Origin of the sequence: Aeromicrobium sp. CnD17-E, from assembly GCF_024124745.1 — a bacterium.
GTDB lineage: Bacteria > Actinomycetota > Actinomycetes > Propionibacteriales > Nocardioidaceae > Aeromicrobium.
Genome location: NZ_JAMXRU010000149.1, coordinates 1 through 5488, shown reverse-complemented (window position 1 = coordinate 5488; position 5488 = coordinate 1). Strand labels below are relative to the sequence as shown.

6 protein-coding genes are annotated in these 5488 nt (G+C 72.7%); all 6 read right to left on the bottom strand.

The window, feature by feature from the left end; all coding sequences use genetic code 11:
• A partial coding sequence (locus NH339_RS17070) for a shikimate dehydrogenase (protein ID WP_374208351.1) occupies positions 1–425 on the bottom strand: 425 nt, incomplete at its 3' end.
• Positions 418–1545, bottom strand: a complete 1128-nt coding sequence (gene mltG / locus NH339_RS17065) for an endolytic transglycosylase MltG (RefSeq protein WP_253027205.1) — start codon at positions 1543–1545, stop codon at positions 418–420. The genes mltG and NH339_RS17070, both read right to left, overlap by 8 nt.
• Positions 1546–1552: 7 nt before the next feature.
• Positions 1553–1999 (bottom strand): Holliday junction resolvase RuvX, encoded by a 447-nt coding sequence (ruvX, locus tag NH339_RS17060; protein WP_253027204.1) that lies wholly within the window; start codon positions 1997–1999, stop codon positions 1553–1555.
• A gap of 38 nt (positions 2000–2037) precedes the next feature.
• Positions 2038–4716, bottom strand: a complete 2679-nt coding sequence (gene alaS / locus NH339_RS17055; protein WP_253027203.1) for an alanine--tRNA ligase — start codon at positions 4714–4716, stop codon at positions 2038–2040.
• Positions 4716–5033 (bottom strand): DUF6167 family protein, encoded by a 318-nt coding sequence (locus NH339_RS17050; RefSeq protein WP_253027202.1) that lies wholly within the window; start codon positions 5031–5033, stop codon positions 4716–4718. Before NH339_RS17050 ends, alaS begins: the two co-directional genes overlap by 1 nt.
• Positions 5030–5488, bottom strand: a 459-nt coding sequence (locus NH339_RS17045) for a hypothetical protein (RefSeq protein ID WP_253027201.1), incomplete at its 5' end; no start/stop codon positions are given. The genes NH339_RS17050 and NH339_RS17045, both read right to left, overlap by 4 nt.

The following is a 5488-nucleotide window of genomic DNA, read 5'->3' as shown; positions in this document are numbered from 1 at the left end:
GCGACCGACGCGGCCGTCGCGCCGGCGCCCAGGACACGGACGACCGGCACGTCGACCACGCCGGCCTCCGACAGCGCGGCGCGCGCACCGGGCACGTCGGTGTTGTCGGCGCGCACGTGACGTCCGTCCGGTCCGTGCTCGAGGAGCAGGGTGTTGGCCCCGCCGGCGGCACGGGCGACGTCGGTGACGGTGTCGGCGAGGTCGAGCGCGTCGCGCTTGTGCGGTGCGGTGACGGCCAGCGCCCGCCACGACGGGTCGAGCGCGTCGACGTGCGCGGGCAGGCCGCCCGGGGCGACGTCGACGGGCTCGAAGGTCCAGTCGAGCCCGAGCACCGCGTAGGCGGCCCGGTGCATCGTCGGCGACAGCGAGTGCGCCACGGGGTGGCCGACGACGGCGCAGCGTCGGCCGGACCCGTGGTCAGCCACCGCAGGAGCCGGCGCCGTAGACCTTCTGGCAGTCGGCGGTGTGCTTCGCGAAGCTCGTGTTGAAGATGGTCACGCCCTGCTTGTCGGCGAAGAAGTACAGCCAGTCGCCCTGCGCCGGGTTCAGCGCGGCCTCGATGGTCTTCTCGCCGGGCGAGCCGATCGGCCCGGGCGGCAGGCCGGTGTTCTGGTACGTGTTGTACTCCGACGGGTTGGCGCGCTCCTCGGGCGTCGTCCAGACGTCGCCCTCGCGCTTGCTCACGTACGACACGGTCGAGTCGAGCTGCAGCGGCATGCCGTCGGCGATGCGGTTGTAGAGCACCCGAGCCACCTTGGGGTAGTCCTCGTCGCGGGCGGCCTCGTACTCGAGGATGCTGGCGACCGTCAGCACGTCCTCCTTGGACAGCCCGAGCGCCCGGGCGCGGGTGTCGATGTCGAGGTCGTTCTCGACGTCGAGGGTCTTCTTGACCATCTGCTGCAGGAGCTCCAGCGCCGTCGTGCCCGGCTCGACCGTGTAGGTGGCCGGGTAGAGGTAGCCCTCGGGGTTGCCGTTCGCCTCCGCCGGCAGCCCGAGGTCCTTCGGGTCGTCGAGCACCTTGGTCACGTCGGCCTCGGGGATCTCCGACCCCGCGGCGATCGCCTTGACGATCTGCCCGACCCGGGAACCCTCGGGGATCACGACCCTGCCCTCGACGCGGTTCGACGTGTCGGTCAGGCCGTCGAGGGCCGCGGCCGCGGACATCTTGCGGCGCAGCTGGTAGAAGCCCGGCTGGATCGTCGAGAACCGGTCGTCGTTGAGCGACAGCTGGTAGAACGCCTCGGCGGTCTTGACGACGTCCTGCTTCGCGAGGATGCGGGCCATGGCCTGCCCGTCGGCGCCGGACGGGATCTCGACGACGACCTCGCCGCTGCCACGGCCCGTGTAGTCCTGCGGACCGTTGAGGTAGGTGCCGGCCTTGTCCCAGACGACCTTGCCGCCGAGGACGATGCCGCCGACCAGCGCGAGCACGAGGATGATGCGTCCCCACCGCGGACCGCGCCGCGGGGCGCGTCGGCCTCCGGGACTGGTCGCGCGACGGTCGCCCGGCTCGCTGCCGAGGATGTCGAGTCCGCTGTCGCTCACGTAGACCTCAGATCGTCTCGCCCGGGGCGCTGCCCCGGGTCCGTTCGGTGTCCAGGGCGGTCTGCAGGATCACCGCGGCCGCGGTCTGGTCGATCACCTGACGTCGTTTCCGTCCTGGTCGCCCGCCCTCGCGGAGCAGGCTGTCGGCAGTCATCGTAGACATGCGCTCGTCGAACAGCCGGACAACCCGCGGATCCACGGCCTCGCGCAGACCCTTCGCGAAGCCGCGCACCTTGACCGCGGCGGGCCCCTCGCGACCGTTCAGCGAGACGGGCAGGCCGACGACCAGCTCGAGCGCGTCGACCTCCTCCGCCAGTGCCGCCAGGCGGGCGACGGCGTCGCGGCCGGCCGCCACCGTCTCGAGCGGCGTCGCGACCAGGCCGTCGGGATCGCACACGGCGACGCCGATGCGCACGTCGCCGACGTCGACCCCGAGCCGCCGGCCCCGCCTCATCGACCCCGCCTCATCGACCCGTCCTCATGCAGCCGCCGTCATCGTCCGACCGCCGCGCGGACCGCGTCGTGCACGGCGGCGAAGGCTGCGTCGATGCCGCCGACGTCGGTGCCGCCGCCCTGCGCGACGTCGGGCTTGCCGCCGCCCTTGCCGCCGATCCGCTCCCCGACCACGCCGACGAGGGCGTTGGCCGCGAGACCGCGCTCCTGCGCGGCGGGCGTGACCGCCACGACCACGGAGGGACGGTCGTTCGCGGTGCCGACCACGACGACGACGGCAGCGCGGTCCTGCAGCCGACCCCGCACGTCGAGCGCGAGGCTGCGCACGTCGCCGCCGCCGACGCCCTCGGCGCGGTGGGTCACGACCGCGACGCCGTCGACGTCGACGGCCGCACCGGCGACGTCGCCGGCCGCACCCTGCAGCTGGGCCGCCTTGAGCTTCTCGAGCTCCTTCTCGGTGGCCTTGAGCCGGGTGAGGAGGTCGTTGACCCGGGTCGGGACCTCGTCGGGACGTGCCTTGAGCACGTCGGTGAGCTGGAGCACGAGGTCGCGCTCCTTCGCGAGGTAGGCGAAGCCCTCGAGGCCGGTGAGCGCCTCGATGCGCCGGTTGCCGGCGCCGACGGACCCGTCCGACGTGACGACGACGGTGCCGATCTGGCTGGACCGGTCGACGTGGGTGCCACCGCACAGCTCGCGCGACCAGGGCCCGCCGATCTCGACGACGCGCACCTCCTCGCCGTACGTCTCGCCGAAGAGTGCGAGCGCGCCCCACTCCCGCGCCTCGGGCAGCGTCATGTACTGCGCGGAGACGGGCAGGTCCTCGCGCAGCGCGCGGTTCGACACGTGCTCGACGTCGTGCAGCTGCTCGGGCGAGAGCGCGCCGCTCCAGCCGAAGTCGAGGCGCAGGTAGCCGGGGCGGTTGTACGAGCCCGACTGGAGCGCCGTGGGGCCGAGCACCTCGCGCAGCGCCGCGTGCACGACGTGCGTGCCGGAGTGCGCCTGCCGCGCCCCGAGACGCCACTCGGGGTCGACGTCGGCGGAGAGCTGCTCGTCGACGACCAGCTCGCCCTCCAGCACGCGCACCTGGTGCACGACCAGGCCCTTGATGGGGCGCTGGACGTCGAGCACCTCGGCGGTGCCGCCACCGTGGCCGGACCACGTGAGGGTGCCGGCGTCGGCGTTCTGACCGCCGGACTCGGCGTAGAACGGCGTGCGGTCGAGCACGACCTCGCCGATGCTGCCCGCCGTGAGGGCGGGGACGGCCTCGCCCTGGCTCAGCAGCGCCAGGACCCTCGACTCCGTCGAGAGCGTCGTGTACGCCTGCCAGTCCGTCGGACCGTTCGCGTCGAGCGCGGCCCGGTAGGCGTGGGTGTCGGCGTGGACGCCCTTCTTGGCCTTCGCGTCGGCCTTGGCGCGCGCCTTCTGCTCGGCCATGAGGGCGCGGAAGCCGTCGGCGTCGACGCTGAGTCCCTGCTCCTGCGCCATCTCCAGCGTGAGGTCGATCGGGAAGCCGTAGGTGTCGTGCAGGGTGAACGCGGCCTCGCCGGACAGTCCCGTGCCGCCGTCGGCCTTCACCTTCTGCGCCGCGACGTCGAAGATCTGCGTGCCCTTGCCGAGGGTGGAGCGGAAGGCGTCCTCCTCGGCGTACGCGACCTGCTCGATGCGCGCGAAGTCGGCCTCGAGCTCGGGGTAGGAGGCCTTCATGCGATCCTTGCTGACCGGCAGCAGCTCGGGCAGCGCCGGGTCCTCGAAGCCCAGCAGCCGCATCGAGCGGACGGCGCGACGCAGCAGGCGACGCAGCACGTAGCCGCGCGCCTCGTTGCCGGGCGTGACGCCGTCGCCCATGAGCATGAGGCCCGAGCGGACGTGGTCGGCGACCACGCGGAAGCGCACGTCGTCGTCGTGGTTCGCACCGTACCGACGACCGGTGAGCTCCGAGGCCCGCTCGATGACCGGGAACACCTCGTCGATCTCGTAGAGGTTCTGCTTGCCCTGCAGCAGGTAGGCGACGCGCTCCAGGCCCATGCCGGTGTCGATGTTCTGGCTGGGCAGCGGGCCGACGACGTCGAACTGGTCCTTGGCGCGGACGTTGGTGATCTCCTCCTGCATGAACACGAGGTTCCAGATCTCGAGGAAGCGGTCCTCGTCGACGACGGGGCCGCCGTCGGGGCCGTACTCCGGTCCGCGGTCGATGTAGATCTCGCTGCAGGGTCCGCCGGGGCCGGGGACGCCCATGTGCCAGTAGTTGTCGTTGAGGTCGCGGTCCTGGATCCGCTCGTCGGGCAGGCCGGCGACGGAGCGCCACAGCTCGCGCGACTCGCGGTCGCCCTCCAGGACGGTGACCCAGACCGAGTCGGCGTCGAACCCGAGCCCGCCGTCGTCGACGTGACCGGTCACGAGCCGCCACGCGTGCGTGATGGCACCTTCCTTGAAGTACTGGCCGAAGCTGAAGTTGCCGTTCATCTGGAAGAACGTGCCGTGCCGCGTGGTCTTGCCGACCTCCTCGATGTCGAGGGTGCGGACACACTTCTGCACGCTGGTGGCGGTGCCGTAGGGCGGCGTCTCCTGACCGAGGAAGTACGGCTTGAACGGCACCATGCCCGCGTTCACGAAGAGCAGGTTGGGGTCCTCGAGCAGCAGCGGCGCCGACGGCACGACGGTGTGTCCGGCGGCCTCGAAGTGGGCGAGGAAGCGGCGCCGGATCTCTGCGGTCTGCATCAGGGGTGGTCTCTCTCGTCGGGGAGGTCGGGGGCTGCGTCGTCGAGCGGTGCGGCGTCGAGCGGTGCGATGCTCGCGGCGTGGCCGAGGGGCTCGGGATGGGGGTCGTCGGCGGCGAGCTCGCGGGCGAACCGGTGCTCGGCCGTGGCCATGCCGTCACGGACCTCGTCGGCGAAGGCCCGCACGCCCGTGCCGAGCGCGGCGGCCTGGTCGATGAGTCCGGGCATCGACATGCGGTAGGCGGCGCGGCGTGCCTTGACGCTCGCGTAGACGCCGGCGGCGGAGCCGGCGACGAACCAGATCAGTCGGGGGTTCATCGCTCCCCCAGCCACTGGTCGGCAGGCGCGGTCGGCAGTGCCGACGCGTGCGCGGCACGGGCGGCACGACGTCCGGCACGGAGCCGCTCGCGGCGACGTCCGCGGTACTCGCGCCGCACGAGGGCGCTGATCCGGTCGCGGCTCTCGGGACGCAGCGCGTGCGCAAGCCCTTCGGCGACGACGGCGAGCCGTACCTGCGGTCGGCTCAGCGTGGCGGCCACGACCTGGTCCTGCGTGGGCGGGACGACGACGCGGCCCTCCACGACCCGGGGCGCGAGCGCGCCGGACCGCTCCGCGGCGGGCAGGGCCCACCAGGCCTCGCGCGCCTCGAGGAACCCGGCGCAGAGCGTGGCGGCGTCCTTGACGCCCATCTGCAGGAGCCCGCCCTGCAGCGCCCCGAGCCACTGGTGCTCGGCCTCGGTGAGGTCCTCGATCGTCACGTCGTCCATGGGGTC